16 protein-coding genes are annotated in these 18,357 nt (G+C 60.8%); 14 read left to right on the top strand and 2 right to left on the bottom strand.

Annotation, left to right across the window (positions count from 1 at the left end):
- Positions 1 to 37 precede the first annotated feature (37 nt).
- Positions 38 to 655 (top strand): ABC-type transport auxiliary lipoprotein family protein, encoded by a 618-nt coding sequence (locus FHX11_RS03030; protein ID WP_184354910.1) that lies wholly within the window; start codon positions 38 to 40, stop codon positions 653 to 655.
- Positions 656 to 724: 69 nt separating this feature from the next.
- Here FHX11_RS03030 and FHX11_RS03035 read toward each other — a convergent pair whose 3' ends face one another.
- Positions 725 to 1,123: an SRPBCC family protein gene (locus tag FHX11_RS03035; RefSeq protein ID WP_184354912.1), complete on the bottom strand. Its 399-nt coding sequence runs from the start codon at positions 1,121 to 1,123 to the stop codon at positions 725 to 727.
- 271 nt (positions 1,124 to 1,394) lie between these two features.
- Here FHX11_RS03035 and gndA point away from each other — a divergent pair, with 271 nt between their 5' ends.
- A complete protein-coding gene (gene gndA / locus FHX11_RS03040) occupies positions 1,395 to 2,822 on the top strand; it encodes an NADP-dependent phosphogluconate dehydrogenase (protein ID WP_184354914.1) in 1,428 nt (475 codons plus the stop codon).
- 66 nt (positions 2,823 to 2,888) lie between these two features.
- On the opposite strand, the gene FHX11_RS03045 is transcribed toward gndA, so the two are convergent.
- Positions 2,889 to 3,920: a LacI family transcriptional regulator gene (locus FHX11_RS03045; protein WP_184355792.1), complete on the bottom strand. Its 1,032-nt coding sequence runs from the start codon at positions 3,918 to 3,920 to the stop codon at positions 2,889 to 2,891.
- 462 nt (positions 3,921 to 4,382) lie between these two features.
- Between FHX11_RS03045 and FHX11_RS03050 the strand changes: the two genes are divergently transcribed.
- From FHX11_RS03050 to FHX11_RS03105, 12 genes are all read left to right on the top strand, one after another.
- On the top strand, positions 4,383 to 5,618 hold the full coding sequence (locus FHX11_RS03050) for an ABC transporter substrate-binding protein (RefSeq protein ID WP_184354916.1): 1,236 nt from the start codon (positions 4,383 to 4,385) through the stop codon (positions 5,616 to 5,618).
- A 212-nt stretch (positions 5,619 to 5,830) separates the two neighbouring features.
- A complete protein-coding gene (locus FHX11_RS03055) occupies positions 5,831 to 6,736 on the top strand; it encodes a sugar ABC transporter permease (RefSeq protein ID WP_184354918.1) in 906 nt (301 codons plus the stop codon).
- Positions 6,729 to 7,670: a carbohydrate ABC transporter permease gene (locus FHX11_RS03060; protein ID WP_184354920.1), complete on the top strand. Its 942-nt coding sequence runs from the start codon at positions 6,729 to 6,731 to the stop codon at positions 7,668 to 7,670. Before FHX11_RS03055 ends, FHX11_RS03060 begins: the two co-directional genes overlap by 8 nt.
- A gap of 3 nt (positions 7,671 to 7,673) precedes the next feature.
- Entirely contained in the window at positions 7,674 to 8,759 is a 1,086-nt protein-coding gene (locus FHX11_RS03065) for an ABC transporter ATP-binding protein (RefSeq protein ID WP_184354922.1), read from the top strand.
- A gap of 56 nt (positions 8,760 to 8,815) precedes the next feature.
- Entirely contained in the window at positions 8,816 to 11,278 is a 2,463-nt protein-coding gene (locus FHX11_RS03070) for a glycoside hydrolase family 2 protein (protein ID WP_184354924.1), read from the top strand.
- Positions 11,279 to 11,359: 81 nt separating this feature from the next.
- Positions 11,360 to 12,121: a sugar phosphate isomerase/epimerase gene (locus FHX11_RS03075; RefSeq protein ID WP_184354926.1), complete on the top strand. Its 762-nt coding sequence runs from the start codon at positions 11,360 to 11,362 to the stop codon at positions 12,119 to 12,121.
- Positions 12,122 to 12,132: 11 nt separating this feature from the next.
- Positions 12,133 to 13,269, top strand: coding sequence for a Gfo/Idh/MocA family oxidoreductase (locus tag FHX11_RS03080; protein ID WP_184354928.1), 1,137 nt, complete (start codon positions 12,133 to 12,135; stop codon positions 13,267 to 13,269).
- A gap of 69 nt (positions 13,270 to 13,338) precedes the next feature.
- Positions 13,339 to 14,370, top strand: coding sequence for an L-glyceraldehyde 3-phosphate reductase (gene mgrA, locus FHX11_RS03085; protein ID WP_184354930.1), 1,032 nt, complete (start codon positions 13,339 to 13,341; stop codon positions 14,368 to 14,370).
- A gap of 102 nt (positions 14,371 to 14,472) precedes the next feature.
- Positions 14,473 to 16,083: a glycoside hydrolase family 43 protein gene (locus tag FHX11_RS03090; protein ID WP_184354932.1), complete on the top strand. Its 1,611-nt coding sequence runs from the start codon at positions 14,473 to 14,475 to the stop codon at positions 16,081 to 16,083.
- A gap of 211 nt (positions 16,084 to 16,294) precedes the next feature.
- Positions 16,295 to 16,621 carry an RcnB family protein gene (locus FHX11_RS03095; RefSeq protein WP_184354934.1) on the top strand — a complete coding sequence of 109 codons (327 nt, stop codon included), beginning with the start codon at positions 16,295 to 16,297 and terminating at the stop codon, positions 16,619 to 16,621.
- Positions 16,622 to 16,840: 219 nt separating this feature from the next.
- Positions 16,841 to 17,722, top strand: coding sequence for an alpha/beta hydrolase (locus tag FHX11_RS03100; RefSeq protein WP_184354936.1), 882 nt, complete (start codon positions 16,841 to 16,843; stop codon positions 17,720 to 17,722).
- 20 nt (positions 17,723 to 17,742) lie between these two features.
- Positions 17,743 to 18,288 carry a GNAT family protein gene (locus FHX11_RS03105; protein ID WP_184354938.1) on the top strand — a complete coding sequence of 182 codons (546 nt, stop codon included), beginning with the start codon at positions 17,743 to 17,745 and terminating at the stop codon, positions 18,286 to 18,288.
- Positions 18,289 to 18,357: the final 69 nt, after the last annotated feature.

An 18,357-nucleotide genomic window follows, 5' to 3' on the forward strand; every position in this document is an offset into this window, starting at 1 on the left:
TCCTAGCGATTTCAAGGCTGTACGGGATAGGCGGAATATGATGGGTTGCGTTTCAAGTGATCGTCGTCGGGTGTATCGGAAGACGGCGATCGTACTGCCGCTGCTCGCGGCTCTGCTCAGCGGCTGCGGCTCTTCCGCCAGCAATGATACCTACGATCTCTCTGCTTCGGTGAAGGCAAACGGGCCGGCGGTGAAGGGCCGGCAGATCCTGATCCCGCCGCCGACGGCGCTGCAGGCGCTGGACAGCAACCTGATCGTCATTCGCGTCTCTCCCTCGGAAATCCAGTATCTCGGCAAGGCGCAGTGGAGCGACAAGCTGAGCCGCATGGTGCAGTCGAAGCTGGTCGAGGCTTTCGAGAATACCGGCAAGCTCGGTGGCGTCGGCGTTCCGGGGCAGGGGCTTGCGATCGACTACCAGATCGTCAGCGATATCCGCTCCTTCGAGATCGATGCGGCGGGCGGGCAGAAGTCGGCCAATGTCGAAATCTCGGTCAAGATCCTCAACGACCGCACCGGCACGATCAAGGCGCAGAGCGTCTTCCGCAAGACCGTTCCGGTCTCCGGCGGCAGCAATCCCGATTTCGTGCGCGGGCTGGACACGGCCTTTGCCGGCGTCACCGCCGAGATCGTCGACTGGACGCTGCGCTCGCTCTAGCCCATCGTTTTTACGCAATTCCGGACGGAAAACCGCAGCGCACTTTTCCTGGAATTGCTCTGACGGCGCCTATTGCTCCATCAGGGTCTTCAACGCGTGAAGATCCTTGTCTATGTGCTGCGCATCCGCCGCAAACTGTTCGTCGGTCATGCCGGGCAATCTCAGCAGCGTGAACATCACCTCCGCACCGTCGCCGTTCGGCACGATCCTCAGCGCGTTGTGGACCTGCAGACCGGATTCGAGCGTGACCACATGGTCGATGACGCCGAATTCGTTATGGGGCGCGAAGCGGATGCGCGCCGAGCCGAGAACGCCGGAGGTGATCCAGTCCTCGCCGTCCCTCGTGAGCCCGGATGTCAGGCCTGAGGCCCAGAGCGGCATGTTTTCCGGGCGGCTCGCGAAGCCATAGACTTCGTGCCAATGGCGATCGATGGAGACGTGAATGATCCTGGCTGTCATGGTCGACATGGATATTTCCTCCTCTATATGCCGTTTCGACGGGCCGGATCGCCCGGTCCTCGGAAAAAATTCCGTGGATTGGCGCGGGCTTTCGCAAAGGGGTCGATTCGGCCTCTTCGAAGGCTTGCCGTTTCCCGCCCGGAGTGCAACAACAACGCCGAACGCATAACTCCCGAAGGCGAGATCCGTTTCTGGGAAGGCTTAGGCGTCATTTCGAAATCTCATGCGTCCCGCTTTTTCTGAGCAGGCGGCGCAGCAGGCGAATTATTGGAGGATTGTCGTGGAAAAGGCAGAAATCGGGCTCATCGGTCTCGCTGTCATGGGATCAAACCTGGCGCTCAATATTGCCGAAAAGGGTAATAAAATCGCCGTGTTCAACCGCACGCCGCAAGTGACGGATGAATTCTATGCGAATGCGGGTGCGCTGAAGGACAAGATCATTCCCTGCAAGACGATCGAGGAATTCGTCGAATCGATCCGTCCGCCGCGGCCGATCATCATCATGATCAAGGCCGGCGAGCCGGTCGACCAGCAGATGGCGGCGCTGCAGCCCTATCTCGACAAGGGCGACATCATGATCGATGCCGGCAACGCCAATTTCCGCGATACGATCGCCCGTTTCGACCGCCTGAAGGATACCGGCCTGACCTTTATCGGCATGGGTGTGTCCGGCGGCGAAGAAGGTGCGCGTCACGGTCCGTCGATCATGGTCGGCGGCACCGAGGACTCCTACAAGCGCGTCGAGAAGGTGCTGACCTCGATCGCCGCCAAATACAAGGACGAGCCCTGCGTCGCCTGGCTCGGCAATGACGGCGCCGGCCATTTCGTCAAGACCATCCATAACGGCATCGAATATGCCGACATGCAGATGATCGCTGAAATCTACGGCATCCTGCGCGACGGTCTCGGCAAGAGCGCCGCCGAGATCAGCCATATCTTCGGCGAATGGAACAAAGGCCGCCTGAATTCCTACCTGATCGAGATCACCGAAAAGGTTCTGGCTGCCAAGGATCCGGCGACCGGTAGCGCCGTGCCGGATATCATCCTCGACAAGGCCGGCCAGAAGGGCACGGGCAAATGGTCCGCGATCGAAGCGCAGAACATGGGCATTCCGGCCACCGCCATCGAAGCGGCCGTTGCCGCCCGCAGCCTGTCGGCCATCAAGAGCCAGCGCGAGGCCGCCGAGAAGATCTTCGGCACGCCGGACTACAAATTCCCGATCGCCTTCGGCCCCGAACTGCTGAAGGATCTGGAACTGGCGCTGTTTGCCGCCAAGATCGGCGCCTATGCGCAGGGCTTCGCGGTCATGGCGGAAGCCTCGAAGGAGTTCAACTGGTCGCTGCCGATGCCGGTCATCGCCAAGATCTGGCGCGCAGGCTGCATCATCCGTTCGCAGTTCCTCGATGAGATCACCAGCGCCTTCACCAAGACGCCGGATGCTGCCAACCTGATCGTCACCCCGGCCTTCGCCGAGATGGTCAAGGAATCGATCCCGGCGCTGCGCCGCATCGTTTCGGCTGCCACCGCCTCCGGCCTGCCGGTTCCGGCGCTGGCCTCGGCCCTGACCTATTTCGACGCCTATCGCCAGGCGCGCGGCACCGCCAACCTGATCCAGGCCCAGCGGGACTTCTTCGGCGCCCATGGCTTCGACCGCGTCGATGGCAAGGATATCCACCACGGCCCGTGGGGCAGCGGCGCGAACGGCTGATCGCCGTTTTCCCATAAAAGAAAAAACGAGCCCGTCGGATGTCTCCGGCGGGCTTTTTCTTGATCATCAGCCCTTCGGCCAGATCGGCGGGCTGATGCTTTGCAGGAGTTCCGGCTCGATGCCGTCGATCCGGGCGATGACGGCCTTGCCGAGTTCCCGGCCGGCATGGCGGAAGTCTTCGTAGATCGTAATGATCTCCGGGCGAATCCAGCTCAGCACGTCGGTCGACTGCTTGGCGACCATGTCGATATCCTGGCCGAGACGGAAGCCCGCGGCCTCGATGCCGGCATTGACGGCGATGGCGCCGGCGCTGCTGGAACAGACGATGCCATCCGGCGGATGCGACGAGCGCATCAGCGCCTCGGCCGTATCCTTGATATCGGCGAGCGACGTGTCGGTGCTGGCACGCAGCGGAACTTCCTGAGCATGATATTCGCGCAGGCCCGTCTGGAAGCCGATCTGGGTGTGCAGGTAGTAGGTGAGCTTGCCCGGCGGCTGCAGCAGCGCGATGCGGCGGCGGCCTTTGGCGACCAGCGCGCGCACGGCCTCGCGCGCGAAAGCCTCGTTGTCGAAGTCGTGAAACGGATGGGAGATTCCCATATTGGTGCGCCCATGCGTGGCAAAGGGCATGCCACGCTCATGCATGAGCTCAACCCGCGGGTCGTCCGGCTCGGTGCGCGATATGATGACGCCGTCCGCCGAGCCGGTATCGAGAATATAGCGCACCGGCACCAGCGGGTCCTTGCTGTGCGAATGCGGGGTGATGACCAGATGATATTGCGTGCCGGCCAGGACCTCGGAAATACCGAAGACCATCTGGCTGGTGAAGCCCATGATCTCTTCGTCGATGCTCAGCACCAGCGCGATGACGTTCGTCTTGCCGGTTCTCAGGCGCACGCCGGCGCGATTAGGCTGGTAGCCCAATTGCCGGGCAACCATGCGCACCCGCTCCTTGGTTTCGGCTCCAATATCGGGGGCATCCTTCAGGGCGCGGGAAACGGTGGTGATTCCGAGGCCCGTCATGAAGGCAATCGTCTTCAGCGTCGGCCGCTCGGGCGTGGGCTGAGTAGCGCTGCCAGAAATCTTCTTATTGTCCATCTCGTCCAAGCCCGCCTCCCGGCCGCCTCCCGCGGCCAATCCGCTTATATCGCTTGCAGCAGCGCCGCAAGCACATGCGCAATGCGGTCGCTCCTCCCTCATTGAAGAAATCTGTAACGATACAGTAGAAAAGTCGAGCGCTTTTTCTGTTGGAGCATCGAAATGGGTATCCAGCGGTTGAATCCACAGCTGAAGCTGAAAAATTTTGCATCTGCGAGAGGCGCTGCGAGATTTATAAGGCAATGCAGCATTTTTAATTTAAAAAATTCAAAGAACTAAAGGGAAATCTTATGGATGCGTGTTGCTGATGAAGCTGCGGGCACATCGCATTTTTTACAAGCATAAAGGTAATCTGAAAGCGTCTGATCGTGCTTTCCGGAAAATTTCGCGAGCGGGCGGTTGCGCGTTGAAAATGATTCGACTACGTTTTTCCGGCAACGTTTCAGTGAGGGAGGAAAACTCATGAATATTCGTTTGATGGCGGCTGCACTGGCTGCTTCGGTCGTATTGCCCCTGGGAGCAGCCAATGCGACGGATCTCGAAGTAACGCATTGGTGGACGTCCGGTGGCGAAGCCGCTGCCGTGGCCGAGCTGGCGAAGGCGTTCGACGCCACCGGCAATCACTGGGTCGATGGCGCGATTGCCGGCTCCGGCGGCACCGCGCGTCCGATCATGGTCAGCCGCATCACCGGCGGCGATCCGATGGGTGCCACCCAGTTCAACCATGGCCGCCAGGCAGAAGAGCTCGTGCAGGCCGGCCTCATGCGCGACCTGACCGATGTAGCGACACAAGAGCACTGGAAGGACATCATCCGTCCGTCGAGCCTGCTCGATTCCTGCACCATCGACGGCAAGATCTATTGTGCTCCGGTCAATATCCACTCCTGGCAGTGGCTCTGGCTTTCGAACGCAGCCTTCAAGAAGGCTGGCGTTCCGGTTCCGAAGAACTGGGATGAGTTTGTTGCCGCAGGCCCCGCGCTGGAAAAGGCGGGTATCGTTCCGCTCGCCCTGGGTGGTCAGCCGTGGCAGGCGGCTGGTGCTTTCGACGTGCTGATGGTCGCCATCGCCGGCAAGGATACCTTCCAGAAAGTCTTCGGCGGCAAGGACGCGAAAGTCGCGGCCGGGCCGGAAATCGCCAAGGTCTTCAAGGCTGCCGACGATGCCCGCAAGCTGTCCAAGGGTTCCAACGTTCAGGACTGGAACCAGGCCACGAACCTGGTCATCACCGGCAAGGCCGGCGGGCAGATCATGGGCGACTGGGCGCAGGGCGAGTTCGCGCTCGCGGGCCAGAAGGCCGGCACGGATTATACCTGCCTTCCGGGTCTCGGCGTCAACGAAGTCATTTCGACTGGCGGCGACGCCTTCTATTTCCCGTTGCTGAAGGATGACGCCAAATCCAAGGCCCAGGAAGTGCTCGCCAAAACGCTGCTCGATCCTAAGACGCAGGTTGCCTTCAACCTGAAGAAGGGCTCGCTGCCGGTGCGTGGCGACGTGGATCTCGCGGAGGCCAACGATTGCATGAAGAAGGGCCTCGAAATCCTGAAGAAGGGCAATGTGATCGAGGGCACGGACCAGCTTCTCTCCGCCGATACGCAGAAGCAGAAGGAAGACCTGTTTTCCGAGTTCTTCGCCAATCCTTCGATGACGCCGGAAGCAGCGCAGAAGCGCTTCGTCGACATCATCGCTGCAGCCGACTGATCTCAATCCTCTCGCTGTCCTGATGCCGGTCGCTCGGTGCGGCCGGCATCACGGCCGGAGCCACCTCGTGTGATCCGGCTGACGGCAGTGCCTCTCTTGGCCGACGGACCCGCGACATTGTCGGGTTCGGCCATGGGCGGGGAGAGCGGACGGGAGCCGCGGTCAAGCCCGGTCCCGGTCATCGAAGCAGTTGCGCTTCAGAAGGAGCTACAATGACGGGTCCCGCGAAAGCCGACCGGCCAAATCAATATCTGCGTAATCTGAATTCGAAAATTGCATCCATTCCGATGATCCTGACCGCCGTGGTCATTTTCCTGGGCGGCTCGATCTGGACGGTGGTTTATTCCTTTACCAGTTCGAAGCTGCTGCCGCGTCTGAACTTCGTCGGATTGGATCAGTATCACCGCCTGTGGGCGGCGCCGCGCTGGATCGTATCCATCGAGAACCTTGCGGTTTACGGCATTCTCTCGATGATCTTCAGCTTGGTCATCGGCTTCGTGCTGGCCGCGTTGATGGATCAGAAGATCCGCTTCGAAAATACGTTCCGCACGATTTTCCTTTATCCCTTCGCACTTTCCTTCATCGTCACCGGCCTGGTCTGGCAGTGGCTGCTCAATCCCGAATTCGGCGTCCAGTCCGTGGTGCGCTCGTTCGGATGGACGAGCTTCACCTTCGATCCGCTCTATACCCCGAGCATCGTCATCTACGGCGTGCTGATCGCCGCCCTGTGGCAGGGTACGGGTCTTGTCATGTGCCTGATGCTCGCGGGTCTGCGCGGCATCGACGAGGACATCTGGAAGGCGGCGCGCGTGGATGGCATCCCGATGTGGCGGACCTATCTGTTTATCGTCATTCCGATGATGCGCCCCGTCTTCATCACCACGCTCGTCATCATCGCCAGCGGCATCGTCAAGGTCTACGATCTCGTCGTCGCGCAGACGAGCGGCGGCCCGGGCATCTCGTCGGAAGTTCCGGCGAAATACGTCTATGACTACATGTTCCAGGCGCAGAATCTCGGACAGGGTTTCGCAGCCTCCACCATGATGCTGGTGACCGTCGCCATCATCATCATCCCCTGGGCCTACCTGGAATTCGGCGGAGGGCGCAAGCGTGTCTGATTCAACGACTCTCAACAATGCGAATGACGCCGCGAGCCCGGCCGGCAAGACCTTCTCGGGGCCGAACGGCCGCAAGCCGCGCCGGACGCTCTCGGGCCGCAACATCATGCTCTACGGCACGCTTTTCGTTGCCGCCGTTTATTATCTCTTGCCGCTTTACGTGATGATCGTCACCTCGCTGAAGGGGATGCCGGAAATCCGGCTCGGTAACATCTTTTCGCCGCCGCTCGAAATCACCTTCGAACCCTGGGTCAAAGCCTGGGCGACGGCCTGCACCGGTCTCAATTGCGACGGTCTTTCCCGCGGCTTCTGGAATTCGGTACGCATCACCGTTCCGTCGACGGTTCTTTCGATCGCGATCGCATCGGTCAATGGCTATGCGCTTGCCAACTGGCGGTTCAAGGGAGCCGATCTGTTCTTCTCGATCCTTGTCGTCGGCGCCTTCATTCCCTATCAGGTAATGATCTATCCGATCGTCATCGTGCTGCGCGAAATCGGCATCTACGGCACGCTCACCGGGCTGATCGTGGTGCACAGCATCTTCGGCATGCCGATCCTGACGCTTCTGTTCCGTAATTATTTCGCGTCGCTGCCGGCGGAGCTTTTCAAGGCCGCGCGCATCGACGGTGCGGGCTTCTGGCAGATTTTCCTGCGCATCATGCTGCCCATGTCGCTGCCGATCTTCGTCGTCGCGATGATCCTGCAGATCACGGGTATCTGGAACGACTTCCTGTTCGGCGTCGTCTTCACCCGGCCGGAATATTATCCGATGACCGTGCAGCTCAACAATATCGTCAATTCCGTTCAGGGTGTGAAGGAATACAACGTCAACATGGCGGCAACGATCCTGACGGGTCTTGTTCCGCTGGTCGTTTATTTCATCTCCGGACGGCTTTTCGTCCGCGGCATCGCCGCCGGCGCAGTGAAGGGTTGATTCATGACCAGCAGCGTTTCCATCAAAGACCTCTCGCTCGATTTCGGCGCGATCACCGTTCTGAAAAACCTCAATCTCGAAATCAACGACGGCGAGTTCCTCGTCCTGCTGGGCTCTTCCGGCTGCGGCAAGTCCACGCTTCTCAACTGCATCGCCGGCCTGCTCGACATCACCGAGGGGCAGATCTTCATCAAGGGCAAGAACGTCACCTGGGAAGAGCCGAAGGATCGCGGCATCGGCATGGTGTTCCAGTCCTATGCGCTCTATCCGCAGATGACGGTCGAAAAGAACCTGTCCTTCGGCCTGCATGTCGCCAAGGTGCCGCAGCCGGAGATCGATAAGCGCATCGCGCGCGCCGCCGAGATCCTGCAGATCCAGCCGCTTCTGAAGCGCAAGCCGGCCGAGCTTTCCGGCGGCCAGCGCCAGCGCGTGGCGATCGGCCGCGCCCTGGTGCGCGATGTCGACGTGTTCCTCTTCGACGAGCCGCTGTCCAATCTCGACGCCAAGCTGCGCTCGGAGCTGCGCGTCGAAATCAAGCGGCTGCATCAGTCGTTGAAGAACACGATGATCTACGTCACCCACGACCAGATCGAGGCCCTGACGCTTGCCGACCGCATCGCCATCATGAAGAGCGGCATCATCCAGCAGCTCGACGACCCCACGACGATCTACAACAAGCCGCGCAATCTTTTCGTCGCCGGCTTCATCGGTTCGCCGTCGATGAACTTCCTGCGTGGTGAACTGGTCAACCGCGAGGGCAAGATCGTCTTCGCCACCAATGACGTGCTCTTCTCGCTTGATGGCTACGAAGCCGGCGAGAGGTTGGAGGCCGGCCGCAAGGTCGTCCTCGGCGTGCGACCGGAACACATCAAGGTCAATGAAGGTTTGGGGGCGGAAACGCACGACGCGACCGTCGATATCGAGGAGCCGATGGGCGCCGACAATCTGCTCTGGCTCAATCATGCCGGCCATACCATGTCGGTGCGCATAAACGGCGCCCGGCGTTTCGGCCCGGGATCGCGCCTCAAGCTCGGCTTCGACATGACGCTCGCCTCGCTCTTCGACGCGCAAACGGAACTTAGAATTTAGTCACATAAGGCGGGGGCGGCGTGCCGCCTCCGCCCACGGCGGTCCGAGGAGGTCCGATGTCGTCCGCATTCAATGATGGTTTCAGTCTCGATCTGGCTGGTTCGTGGCGTCTGACGTCCCCCAACAGCAATCATTCCCTCTCCATGCCGGTTCCCGGCGACGTCCATTCCGCGCTGCATGCCGCCAGCCTCATCCCCGATCCCTATTTTGGCCGGAACGAAGAGGTGGTGCAGTGGGTCGCGCATCAGGATTGGCAGATCGACCGCAGCTTCACGCTCGATGATGCAAGCGGCGACTGGTATCTGGATATCGACTATCTCGACACGGTGGCGAGCGTTTATGTCAACGATGTGCTCGTGCTCGAAGGCAACAATAGCTTCCAGCGCTATCGCCCCGATGTTTCCAAGGCCCTGAAGACGGGCGAGAATAAGATCCGCATCCTTTTGCATTCCAGCATCAAGGCGGGGGCCGAGCTGCAGGGCAAGCAGCCGTTCTACATTCCGTACAGCACTGGCAATTCGCCGATCCCGAACGGCAACATGCTGCGCAAGCCGCAGTGCCATTTCGGTTGGGATTGGAACATCGCCATTGCTCCCCTCGGGCTTTACGGCACCATCGCGCTGAAGAAGCTGGAGACGGCGCGGATCGAGACGGTGGTTACGCGGCAGTTCCACAACGGCGACGGCTCGGTCGATCTCAAGGTGACGGCGACCTTGTTTGCCAAGGGCACCGGCGTCGCCCAGGTCTATTTTTCGCTCGATGACGAGCGGCTGCGGCTCGACATCGGCGTCAATGCCGGCGAGACCTCGATCACACATGTCTTCCATCTCGACAGGCCGAGGCTCTGGTGGCCGGCCGGCAGCGGCGAGCAGGCGCTCTACGAACTCTCCGTCGAAACGAACTCGGAAAGCGTGACGCGCCGGATCGGGCTGCGCACCGTCGAGCTCATTACCGATGAGGACGAGGCGGGCAGCCGCTTCGCGCTGAAGGTCAATGGCCGCGAGATCTTTGCGCGCGGCGCCAACTGGATTCCGGCGGATGCGCTGTTTTCCCGCTCCAGCCCGGCTTTGACCGAAGACCTGCTGCAATCCGCCGCCGACGCCAATATGAACGTCATTCGCGTCTGGGGCGGCGGCTTCTACGAGCATGACTGGTTCTACGACACCTGCGACCGGCTCGGCCTGATGGTCTGGCAGGACTTCATGTTCGCCTGCAATCTTTATCCGTCGACGGGCGATTTCCTGGAAAATGTCGAAGCGGAGGTCGGCTACCAGGTCCGGCGGCTGGCAACGCATCCGTCGATCGTGCTGTGGTGCGGCGATAACGAGCTGGTGGGGGCGCTCACATGGTTCGAGGAGTCCCGCAAGGACCGCGACCGCTATCTCGTCTCCTACGACCGTTTGAACCGGACGATCGAACTGGCGATGAAGAAGGCGCTTCCGGACGCGATCTGGTGGCCTTCCAGCCCGGCCTCCGGTTATCTCAACTTCGGCGACGCCTGGCATGCGGACGGCTCCGGCGACATGCATTACTGGTCGGTGTGGCACGAGAACAAGTCCTTCGACAATTATCGCTCCGTGCGCCCGCGCTTCTGCTCGGAATTCGGCTTCCAGTCCTATACGTCGCTGCCGGTCATCAAGACCTATGCGGACGCCAAGGACATGAATATCGCCTCTCCGGTGATGGAGCTGCACCAGAAGAATGCCGGCGGCAACGAGCGTATCGCCGGCACGATGTTCCGCTATTTCCGCTTCCCGAAGGATTTCCCGAATTTCGTCTATCTGAGTCAGGTGCAGCAGGGCCTCGCCATCAAGACGGCGGTGGAATACTGGCGGTCGCTGAAGCCGCATTGCATGGGCACGATCTATTGGCAGCTCAATGATACCTGGCCGGTCGCCTCCTGGTCGAGCCTCGATTACGGCGGGCGCTGGAAGGTGATGCACTATCTGGTGCGCCGCTTCTTCCAGCCGGTCTCGGTTGCGGCCATTCCCTCCGAGGACAACAAGAGCATCCGCTTGTCACTGGTCAATGACACCGGTGCCGATGTCACCGTTGATATCGCCGTGTCGCTCCTCAGGCTTGATGGCGAACGCGTGCCGCTGACGACGGCGCATGCAGTCTGCACACCGGATGCGGCCGTCACCGCATTGTCCATCGATGCCTCGCAGGTGCCGGCCGATTGCCTGCTCGCCTGGCGCTTTACCGCGTCGAACGGCATGGGCGGCGAGGGGCATTATGTTCACGGCACCTACAAGGCCCTGGAGCTTCAACCGGCGGGCCTCACGGTCCTGAGGGAGGAGAGCGAGGAGAACGGCACCGTCGAGCTGATCGTGACAGCGAAGGGGCTGGCGTTGTTCGTGATGATCGAGAGCGAGACGGAGGGGCGTTATTCCGACAATGCCTTCGATCTCGCCGCCGGCGAGAGCCGCCGTATCGTCTTCACGCCGACAAGACCGCTTGCCGGCGTCGTTCCGGAATTCCGCATTTACGACCTGCAGTCCAGCCAGTCGGTGGATTGAGGTATCCGGCCGCCCTCGGCGGTATTTCAGGGCCATAGGCCCAAGACAGAGACGGCCATAAGGCCATTGGAGAGCATGACGATGACGAAACTTGGATTTCAGATTTATAGCGCCCGCAATTTCCAGCCCTATTCCGATATCTTTGTGAAGCTCGGCAAGGCCGGCTATGCCGAAGTCGAAGGCTTCGGCGGCATCTATGCCGATCTCGACGAGGCCGGCCTCAAGAGCCTGCGTGCCGAGCTCGACAAGAACGGCCTGGTCATGGCAAGCGGCCATTTCAGCCCGGATTTCCTCGACGGCCAGGTGCAGAAGTCGCTGACGATCGCCAAGACGCTCGGCATGGATTCCATCTACGCGCCGCATCTGGCCGCCGATCAGCGCCCGACGGATGCCGCCGGCTGGCTCGCCTTCGGCAAGCGCCTGCATGAGATGAGCAAGCCATACAAGGATGCCGGCTTCGAATTCGGCTGGCACAACCACGACTTCGAATTCGTCAAGCAGGCCGACGGCTCGCTGCCGATCGAGCAGATCTTTGAAGGCGCACCGGACATTTCCTGGGAGGCCGATATCGCCTGGGTCATCCGCGGCGGCGGCGATCCCTTCGCGTGGATCGAAAAGCTTGGCCCGCGTATCACGTCCGTTCACGTCAAGGACATTGCGCCGGCTGGCGAGAACAAGGACGAGGATGGCTGGGCGGATGTCGGACATGGCACGGTTCCGTGGCCGAAGCTCATCAAGGCGCTGGCCCGCACCAAGGCCAAGCATTTCGTCGTCGAACATGACAACCCGAACGACATCGATCGTCTGATCACGCGTTCGATCGCATCCTTCAAGACCTTTTGAGGCATATTTCCATGGCTAAGGAACTCGGCGTCGGCATCCTCGGATGCGGCAATATCTCAACGACCTATTTCAAGCTCGCTCCGCTCTTCAAGGGGTTGAAGGTGCTGGCTTGTGCTGACATCAACATGGAAGCGGCGCGGCTGCGCGCCGAGGAGTATCAGGTCAAGGCACAGACGGTGGACGAGCTGCTCGCCAATGACGAGCTCGATGTCATCGTCAACCTGACCATCCCGGACGCGCATTTCCCGATCTCCAAGCGCATTCTGGAGGCCGGAAAGCATGTCTATTCCGAAAAGCCGCTGGTGCTGACGCTGGAACAGGGCGAGGAACTGCGTCGCATTGCCAAGGAGAAGGGGCTCGTCGCCGTCGGCTGCGCTCCCGATACCTTCCTCGGCGGCGCGCACCAGCTTGCCCGCAAGTTCATCGATGACGGCGGCATCGGGCGCGTGACGTCGGGCACCTGCCACGTCATGAGCCCCGGCATGGAAATGTGGCACCCGAACCCGGACTTCTTCTTCCTGCCGGGCGGTGGTCCGATCCTCGATCTCGGACCCTATTACGTCGCCAACCTCATCAACCTCATCGGCCCGGTAAAGCGCGTCGGCGCCATGACCTCGATGGCGTCGCCGACCCGCACCATCACCAGCCAGCCGCGCAACGGCGAGGTCATCCCGGTGAAGACGCCGACGACGATCCAGGCGCTGCTGGAATTCGTCAGCGGTGCGACGGTGACGCTGACGGCGAGCTGGGATGTCTGGTCGCATCGCCACGCCAATATGGAGCTCTACGGCACCGAGGGCTCACTCTACGTGCCGGATCCGAACTTCTTCGGCGGTACGGTCGAGGCCAGCGGCCGCGACAAGGAGATCAAGCCGCTTGCCGACTGGGCGCATCCCTTCGGCATAGCCAACCAGGAAAGCCCGAGCGGCGCGCGCGCCAATTATCGCACGGCGGGTCTCGCGGACCTCGCGGCATCGCTGATCGACGGCCGCGATGCGCGTTGCTCGCTCGACCGCACGCTGCATGGGGTCGACGTCATGACCTCGATCCTGAAGTCGGGCGAGGAGAACCGCTTCATCGATTTGACAACCACCTGCACCCAGCCGGCGGCGCTTGGCATCGAAGAGGCGCAGGCGCTCTTGAAGTAGGCGCAGGAAAAGCTAGTTTGCGCGCGGGTGGACAGCCCGCGCGTTTTTCATCTCAAAGGAATTTAGATCATGGCTTGGCAACCGGCATCCGATCGCTATGCGAACATGAAATACAACAGAACAGGCCGCTCCGGCCTGAAGCTGCCGGCGGTTTCGCTGGGGCTTTGGCACAATTTCGGTGGCGACACGCCGCATGACCGCAAGGTCGACATGTGCCGCACGGCCTTCGACCTCGGCATCACCCATTTCGATCTCGCCAACAATTACGGCCCGCCTCCGGGCAGCGCCGAGACCGCCTTCGGCGAAATCCTGCGCACCGATTTCGCCGGCCTGCGCGACGAGCTGATCATCTCGTCCAAGGCTGGCTACGACATGTGGCCGGGTCCGTACGGCGAATGGGGCAGCCGCAAGTATCTGATCGCCTCCTGCGACCAGAGCCTGAAGCGCATGGGGCTCGACTATGTCGACATCTTCTATTCCCATCGCTTCGATGCGGATACGCCGCTCGAAGAGACCTGCGGTGCGCTCGATCATATCGTCCGTTCGGGCAGGGCGCTCTATGTCGGCATCTCCTCCTACAATTCGCAGCGCACGCGCGAAGCGGCCGCCATCCTCAAGGATCTCGGCACGCCCTGCCTGATCCACCAGCCGAGCTATTCCATGCTCAACCGCTGGGTCGAGGACGACAAGCTGCTCGATACGCTGGACGATCTCGGCATCGGCTCCATCGTCTTCTCGCCGCTGGCGCAGGGCATGCTGACGACGAAGTATCTGGGCGGCATTCCCGAGGACAGCCGCGCGGCGCAGAACCACTTCCTGAAGCGCGATTTCATTCGCCCGTCGATCATCGACAATATCCGCAAGCTCAATGAAATCGCCGAGAAGCGCGGCCAGACGCTGGCGCAGATGGCGATCGCCTGGGTCCTGCGCGGCGGCCGCGTCACGTCCGCCCTGATCGGCGCCAGCCGCTCGTCGCAGATCGTCGATTGCGTCAAGGCGCTCGACAATCTCGACTTCACGGCGGAAGAGCTGAAGCAGATCGATGTCTATGCCAAGGAGGCCGACATCAATCTCTGGGCCAAGTCGGCCGAGCTTGCGTAATTACCCGAAACGCCCGGAACCATGTTCCGGGCGTTTTGCCTTCGTTTGATCCCTTGCCGCCCGAACGGCGGATATTGCTGCATTCTCTGGAGGAGATGGCCCATGATCCGCAACCCGATCCTGCCGGGTTTTAACCCCGATCCGTCCATCTGCCGCGTCGGCGACGATTATTACATCGCGACCTCCACCTTCGAATGGTACCCGGGTGTGCAGATCCATCATTCGCGCGATCTGGTGAACTGGACGCTGGTGCGCCGACCGCTGGAACGGGCATCGCAGCTCGACATGCGCGGCGAGCCGGATAGCTGCGGCATCTGGGCGCCATGCCTCTCCTATGCCGATGGCCTGTTCTGGCTGGTCTACACCGACGTCAAGCGCTTCGACGGCAATTTCAAGGATGCGCATAACTACATCGTGACCTCGCCGACGATCGAGGGTGAGTGGTCGGAGCCGTCTTATGTCAATTCCTCGGGCTTCGACCCCTCGCTGTTCCATGACGACGACGGCCGTAAATGGTTCGTCAACATGCAGTGGAACCATCGCACGGAAAGCTTTGGCGGCTCGCCGAAATCGCCGGCTTTCGACGGTATCCTGCTGCAGGAGTGGGACGCGGCGACGAGATCGTTGAAGGGGCCGATCAAGAACATTTTCGCCGGCACCGAGCGCGGATTGGTCGAGGGGCCACATCTGTTCAAGCGCGATGGCTGGTACTATCTGACGACTGCCGAGGGCGGCACCGGCTATGATCACGCCGTCACCATGGCGCGGGCGCGCACGATCGACGGTCCCTATGAGCTGCATCCGAACAAGCACCTGATCACCTCCAAGGGCCATCCGGAAGCGGTCTTGCAGCGGGCGGGGCACGGTCAGTATGTCGAGACCGCCGACGGCCAGTTCTATCATACGCATCTCTCCGGCCGGCCGCTGCCGCCGCATCGCCGCTGCACGCTCGGCCGCGAAACCAGCCTGCAGAAATGCGTCTGGAAGGAAGACGGCTGGCTCTATCTGGAAAACGGCACCAGCGTTCCGGAGGTCGATGTGCCCGGCCTAAATGGGGCGGTGCATGTCGAGAAGGCGCGGCGCAGCGGCTACAATTTCGATGGTGGCAAGCTGCCGGCAGATTTCCAATGGCTGCGCACGCCGCAGCCGGAGCGCCTGTTCAGCCTGGCGGAGCGGCCCGGCCATCTGCGGCTGTTCGGGCGCGAAAGCATCGGTTCCTGGTTCGAGCAGGCGCTCGTCGCCCGCCGGCAGGAGCATCATAGCTTCCGCGCCGAAACCGTCGTCGAGTTCCAGCCGGACACCTATCAGCAGGTTGCCGGCCTTACCCATTACTATAACCGCTTCAAGCTGCATGCGATCGGTGTGACGCTGCATGAGACGCTCGGCCGCTGCATCACCATCCTGAGCTGCCCTGGCGACTATCCGAATGCGCGGCTCATCTATCCGGTCGGCGCCGGCGTCTCGGTGCCGGAAGGACGCATTCAGCTCGCTCTCGAGGTTCGCGACAACGAGCTGCAATTCTACTGGCAGGCGGAGGGCATGGGGGCATGGCAGGCGATCGGTCCTGTGCTCGATGCCGGCGTGATCTCCGACGAGGGTGGGCGCGGGGAGCATGGTTCCTTCACCGGTGCCTTCGTCGGCATGTTCGCCTTCGATACGTCGGGGCGGGCGAAGACGGCGGATTTCGACTGGTTCAATTACGACGAGCTCTGATTTTACCGATCATCGGCACGCCCTTATCTGCAAGGGAAGGCGGCATTGCCGTCGGATGCGACCTGTCGATGAGCTGTCGTACTTATTTTGTCAGTAAATCCCGGCAAGCATCTCATTTTTATTACAAAAATGTAATAGAATCGTCAGGTTCGCTTCATCTCTCACGGGATAGAAGCCTCCTTTGCAAATAACGAATCGAGGAAACATCCCAATGAGAAAAATCCTTTCTATCCTTCTCGCCGCCTCGGTTCTGACAACGCCGCTGGCAATGGCCACCGAGGCCAATGCGGCGCCGGCGAACAAGCAGATCGTCGTCAAGAAAGACGTGGTCAAGAAGAAGATTGTCGTTCGCAAGGGCGGCTGGGTAACGGGTCGCCGTTTATCGGCGTCCGACCGCCGCCGCGCTGCCAGCGTTGACTATCGCCACCACCACCTGTCGGCTCCGCCGCGCGGCTATCACTGGGTTCGCATCAAGAATAATTTCCTGCTCGTCGGCATGACCAGCGGTTTGATCTCAAAGGTACAGAGCGCCCGTTAAGGGCAGTCTTGATATTGGACGTGCGGAGAGGCGCTCCGATGGGCGCCTTTCGCTTAATACAATGGCCGATATCAGGCGGGAGCCGAAAGCCACTTGCAGCGGATCGCGGCAGGTGGTTTCTTTGTTTTCAATGGTCTGGCGGTTGCCTGATAGCAATCGGGTTTTGCGGCAGTGGGGAGTTTGGTTTTCATCGGGCCATTCCCGAGGAAAGGAATGGCAATGAAGACGATCGCTGCCGGTGTACTCGACGTCGCCTATGAGGAGACCGGCCCGGAGGACGGCTTTCCGATCCTGCTTCTCCACGGTTTTCCTTACGACGCCCATGCCTATGATGACGTTGCACGGCAGCTGGCAGGCAAGGGACTGCGTTGCATCGTCCCGTTTCTTCGTGGCTATGGCCCGACGCGTTTCCTCTCGTCGGAAACGCCGCGTTCTGGCGAGCAGGCGTCGCTCGGGGCCGATTTGCTGGCCTTGATGGATGCGCTCTCGATTGAGAGCGCCATTCTCGGCGGTTATGATTGGGGCGGCAGGGCGGCTTGCATCGTCGCCGCGCTCTGGCCGGAACGTGTTCGTGGTCTGGTAAGCTGCGGAACCGGCTACAATATCCAGAATATCGCCAAGGCAGGACTGCCCGCTTCTCCTGAGGAAGAGGCTCGCTACTGGTATCAATATTACTTCCATTCTGAGCGCGGCAGGGCCGGGCTGGCCGCAAATCGCCGCGAGTTTTGCCGCTTCATCTGGCGGCTATGGTCTCCGACATGGGCGTTTGACGACGCGACCTTCGAGCGCAGCGCGGCCGCCTTCGACAATCCTGATTTCGTCGATGTCGTCATCCATTCCTACCGTCACCGGTTTGGCGGCATTGCCGGCGACCCTGCTTTCGCAGAGATCGAGGCGCGCCTGGCGAGGCAACCCGATATCATTGTGCCGACAATCGTGTTGCAGGGCGCCGACGACGGCGTCGATCCGCCAAGAACGGCTGACCGCGATGCAGCTCATTTCTCCGCACATTATCAGCGCCGGATATTGGCTGGCGTGGGGCACAACCTGCCGCAGGAGGCTCCGGGTGATTTTGCAGAAGCGGTACTTTCGCTCCTTTAGATCTTTGGGGGTATTCGCGGATGACCAGCACGGTACCTGACCTTCAGGACGCGGGCGTCAGACTTCGTCGGCCTTGCGAGGCCGACATCGACGCGCGGTTTGCTCTGGGAACGAATGCCGATATCGCAAGAATGTTTGGCGTCAGTCGGGATAACGTCCGGCCGTTTACAAGGGCTGCGGCCGAGAAATGGGTTCGGAACTTCGATCAGCATCCACATGCCTGGATAATCGAAGCAGAGGGATCGCTGATAGGAGAAATTCGCCTTGACCGTGTCGATCTTCAGGATCGAAGGGCTTCCATGGCGATCGGTATTTACGATACGACGTGTCTCGGTCGCGGGTTCGGCAGCAAGGCTATCAAGCTTGTGTTGGGCTATGCCTTCGGTGCGATGCAGCTACATCGGATCAGTGTCCGCGTTCTTGCCTACAACGACCGGGCTATTAGAGCGTACGAGAAATGCGGTTTCGTTCCCGAGGGCCGCGAACGGGAGACGGCGTTCGTCGATGGGCATTGGTACGATGACATTATCATGGGCGTGCTCGCGCATGAATTCGCGGCGCTGTAGCCATCGCATTCCGATTTAGCTTGCAGCATCGCAACCAGGCATTTTTCAACAGAATCAAAAATCCCCGGC

The sequence above is a fragment of the Rhizobium sp. BK602 genome, from assembly GCF_014195095.1.
Classification (GTDB): domain Bacteria; phylum Pseudomonadota; class Alphaproteobacteria; order Rhizobiales; family Rhizobiaceae; genus Rhizobium.

Bases quoted from the DNA above. Each gene is read 5' to 3' on its own strand.
- FHX11_RS03055 (WP_184354918.1), top strand. From the start codon at position 5,831: ATGACGGGTCCCGCGAAAGCCGACCGGCCAAATCAATATCTGCGTAAT.
- FHX11_RS03100 (WP_184354936.1), top strand. From the start codon at position 16,841: ATGAAGACGATCGCTGCCGGTGTACTCGACGTCGCCTATGAGGAGACC.
- FHX11_RS03065 (WP_184354922.1), top strand. From the start codon at position 7,674: ATGACCAGCAGCGTTTCCATCAAAGACCTCTCGCTCGATTTCGGCGCG.
- FHX11_RS03075 (WP_184354926.1), top strand. From the start codon at position 11,360: ATGACGAAACTTGGATTTCAGATTTATAGCGCCCGCAATTTCCAGCCC.
- FHX11_RS03080 (WP_184354928.1), top strand. From the start codon at position 12,133: ATGGCTAAGGAACTCGGCGTCGGCATCCTCGGATGCGGCAATATCTCA.
- FHX11_RS03090 (WP_184354932.1), top strand. From the start codon at position 14,473: ATGATCCGCAACCCGATCCTGCCGGGTTTTAACCCCGATCCGTCCATC.
- FHX11_RS03045 (WP_184355792.1), bottom strand. From the start codon at position 3,920: ATGGACAATAAGAAGATTTCTGGCAGCGCTACTCAGCCCACGCCCGAG.
- FHX11_RS03035 (WP_184354912.1), bottom strand. From the start codon at position 1,123: ATGTCGACCATGACAGCCAGGATCATTCACGTCTCCATCGATCGCCAT.
- FHX11_RS03105 (WP_184354938.1), top strand. From the start codon at position 17,743: ATGACCAGCACGGTACCTGACCTTCAGGACGCGGGCGTCAGACTTCGT.
- FHX11_RS03095 (WP_184354934.1), top strand. From the start codon at position 16,295: ATGAGAAAAATCCTTTCTATCCTTCTCGCCGCCTCGGTTCTGACAACG.
- FHX11_RS03070 (WP_184354924.1), top strand. From the start codon at position 8,816: ATGTCGTCCGCATTCAATGATGGTTTCAGTCTCGATCTGGCTGGTTCG.
- FHX11_RS03050 (WP_184354916.1), top strand. From the start codon at position 4,383: ATGAATATTCGTTTGATGGCGGCTGCACTGGCTGCTTCGGTCGTATTG.
- mgrA (WP_184354930.1), top strand. From the start codon at position 13,339: ATGGCTTGGCAACCGGCATCCGATCGCTATGCGAACATGAAATACAAC.
- FHX11_RS03030 (WP_184354910.1), top strand. From the start codon at position 38: ATGATGGGTTGCGTTTCAAGTGATCGTCGTCGGGTGTATCGGAAGACG.